Genomic DNA, 3,187 nt, shown 5'->3' with positions numbered 1-3,187 from the left:
ACCCCGAACTGGCCCGACTGCTGGCCTCGATCGGCGGCTGTGAGGCCGCGCACACCGCGAGGCTGCGGGCGGGTGGCTCCTCGTGAGCGCGGACCAGACCGTGCTGGGCGAAGTGCTCGGGGCCGAACACGCCGCGATTTATGGCTATGGCGCGATCGCCGCCGCCCTCAGTGGGACCAGCCGGTCGGTGGCCCTGCAGGGCCTGAACGTGCACCGGGAGCGGCGCGACCGGCTGCGCCGGATGATTCTCGACGGCGGCGGCAAGCCGGTGGAGGCCCAGCCCGCCTACGAACTGCCCCGGCCGCTGGGCGGGTTCAGCGCCGTGGTCGACCTGGCCGCCGGGATCGAGCGGGACGTGGCCCTGGCCTACGGCGCGCTGGTGGTGGCCGCCGACGGCGACGACCGCGGCTTCGCCGCCCTAGCGCTGCAGGACGCCGCGGTCCGGGAAGCGACCTGGCGCGAAGAAGCGCCGCGCTTCCCCGGGCTGGAGGACCCGGGACTGCCCCCGGAAGCTCCGACCCCCGGCGCGACCGCGACCCCCTGAACTAGATCTGACACTGAGTCAGTTCCAGCGGTCAATTCCAGCGGTCCACCACGTCGAGCACGTTCAGCAGCCGCTCGAGCACCGCGTCCGCCTCGCCCTGCACCGGGCCCCGTTCGTGGTCCCCGATCACCGTGAAGGGCACCAGCGCGGTGCGCATGCCGACCCGGGCCGCGCCGTGGATGTCCTCGAAGGGACGGTCCCCGACGAACAGCACGCGTTCCGGCGGGGAGTCGACTGCCGCGGCGGCGGCCCGGAAGGCCTCCGGGTGCGGCTTGGCCCAGGCGATCTCGCTGGTGTAGACGGCGCCGTCGATCAGCTCGAGGACGCCGTCACGGGCGAACCAGGCCTCGTGCTGCGCGCGGGGCCAGATGGTGTTGGACAGCACGCCGACCCGCAGGCCGCGCTCGCGCAGGCCGGAGAGCACGGCAAGGACATCCGGATCCAGCTCGGTCGCGGCCTCCCACTGCCCGAGATGCGCGGTGAGCAGGTCGGGATGCTCGGCGAGGCCGCACTCGGCGAGCACATCGGCGAAGCGGGTGCTCTCGCACCCGTCGGTGCGGCACCGCGCCCAGAGCCGCTCGTCGACCGCGGCCAGGCGCTCCCCCAGTTCGGCCGGTGAGAGCGAGGGATCGGCGGCCACCGCGACCGCCGCCACGGCCTGCCAGGTGGCGGGAATGTCGATCGGGCGCCAGCGGGTCAGCGTTCCGCCCCAGTCGAAGATCACCGCCTCGAGCGGCAGGTTCTTCACCCGCGTCCCCGGCCGGCCTCGACCAGCTCCCGGATCGTGCCGATGGCGGCGGCCAGCGCCACGTCCGAACGCTGCCCACTGCGGCGTTCGCGGATCTCCACGGTGCCGGTGGCCAGCCCGCGCCCGACCACAGCGATCACCGGGATGCCCAACAGTTCCGCGTCGGCGAACTTCACCCCGGCGGAGACTCCGGTGCGGTCGTCGAGCAGCACCCGGAGGCCGGCCGCCGAGGCTGCGTCGGCCAACCGGCCGGCGGCAAGATGCACGCCCTCCCCGCGGCCCGCCGCGACCAGGTGCAGATCGGCGGGCGCGACCGGTCCGGGCCACGTCAGCCCGACCTCGTCGTGATGCTGCTCTGCCACGGCGCCGATCAGCCGGGAAACGCCGAGGCCGTAGTTGCCGACCGCCACCCGCGCCGGCCGGCCGTCCCGACCAAGGACGTCCACGGCGACCGATGCCGGCCGGCGGCCGAGCCGCGCGATCCGGGCGACCGCGACACCGCGGTGCAGGCGCAGGCGTCCGCCGCAGGCGGGGCATGGATCGTCGTCGCGGACGAGCACCAGGTCGACGTAGCGGTCCGGGACGAAGTCGCGGCCGGCCACCAGGTTGCGCACGTGCCGTCCGGGCGCGTTCGCCCCGGTGACCCAGACCGTGCCGGGCGAGATCCGGGGGTCCGCCAGATAGCGGAACGCCTTGCCCGCCAGGGCCTGCGGCCCGACGTAGCCACGGATCAGCTCGGGGTGGGCGGCGAAATCCTCGTCACCGAACAGCTCGACGCGGGCCGGCGCCAACGCGGCCTGGACGCGGTGCAGGTCGACCTCCCGGTCCCCGGGCACACCGACGGCGATGACCTCACGTACGCCCTCCGGTGTGGTGGCCATCAGCAGCAGATTCTTGAGCGTCGCCGAGGACGGCACGCCCATTCGGTCGGCGAGCGCCTCGATGGTCGGGGTGTCCGGGGTGTCCACCTCCTCCGGAGCCGGCGTCGGCCCCAGCGGCGCAGGGTGCGCCTTGCCGTCGACCGCACCGCTGCCCTTGCGAGCGGGCCCGCGGACGGCGGCCGACGTCGCGGCGTAGTCGCAGGCCCCGCAGGTGACGAACAGGTCCTCGCCAGCCTCGGTGACGGCGAGGAACTGCTCGGCGTGCTCGCCCTCCCCGGCCGGGGCGGCGACGATCCGGTAGTCCAGCTCGGCCCGCTCCAGGATCCGCATGTACACCGCGCGGTGCCGGTTGTAGGCCGACTGCAGGCCGTCGAAATCGGCGTCGAAGGACCACGCCTCGTGGGCGACGAATTCGCGGGCGCGCAGCAACCCGGCGCGCGGCCGCGGCTCGTCGCGCGCGGCCGGCTGGATCTGGAACAGCGTCACCGGCAGGTCCCGGTAGGAGGAGACCTCACCGCGCAGCAGGGACATCATCAGGTGCAGCTGGGCCGGCGCGGCGGCGCCGGGCAGGCGCATCTCCTGCGCGCCGATGCCGGCCATCTCGGCCCGCAGCATCCGCTCCACCTCGTCCAGCACGAGCTGTCCGAGCGGCAGCCAGGCGTGCACCCCGGGCGCGAGGCGCCGGATGTAGCCACCGCGGATCAGCAACCGGGCGTTTGCGGCGTCGGCATCGGCCGGGTCCTCCCGCAGGGTGCGCAGGAACAGCTGCGACAGCCGGAGCGGCGGGGAATTCACCGCGCGCCCAGCGCCGAGCCCACTGAGGAGCTCACCGCTCACGAACTACGGACGCAGGCCCGTGATCGAGGACGGCGGCGGCTCCGGCGTCTGCCCCGTGTCGTGGCGCGCCTCCTCCTCGGCCCGGCGGCTGGCGCGGTCCCAGCGACTGGGCATGGCCGGCGGAAGGTTGTCCGCCTCCAGCGCGGTGCCGTCGGCCGCGGCCGGGCCCGTCTGCGC

At 74.6% G+C, this 3,187-nt stretch carries 3 protein-coding genes; 1 reads left to right on the top strand and 2 read right to left on the bottom strand.

Annotated elements, in window-relative coordinates; translation table 11 throughout:
* The first annotated feature begins 82 nt into the window (after positions 1-82).
* Positions 83-544: a ferritin-like domain-containing protein gene (locus tag H0X00_RS22940; protein WP_293775109.1), complete on the top strand. Its 462-nt coding sequence runs from the start codon at positions 83-85 to the stop codon at positions 542-544.
* Between the two features lie 31 nt (positions 545-575).
* Here the strand turns inward: H0X00_RS22940 and H0X00_RS22935 are convergent, their stop codons facing one another.
* Both H0X00_RS22935 and H0X00_RS22930 read right to left on the bottom strand, forming a co-directional pair.
* Complete coding sequence (locus H0X00_RS22935) at positions 576-1,292, bottom strand: HAD family hydrolase (protein ID WP_293775108.1); 717 nt, start codon at positions 1,290-1,292, stop codon at positions 576-578.
* Complete coding sequence (locus H0X00_RS22930) at positions 1,289-3,010, bottom strand: YbaK/EbsC family protein (protein WP_293775107.1); 1,722 nt, start codon at positions 3,008-3,010, stop codon at positions 1,289-1,291. The genes H0X00_RS22935 and H0X00_RS22930 overlap by 4 nt, the downstream gene beginning before the upstream one ends.
* Positions 3,011-3,187: the final 177 nt, after the last annotated feature.

Source organism: Sporichthya sp., from assembly GCF_013815995.1.
Lineage (GTDB): Bacteria > Actinomycetota > Actinomycetes > Sporichthyales > Sporichthyaceae > Sporichthya.
This window is presented reverse-complemented; position numbering and strand designations above follow the sequence as displayed.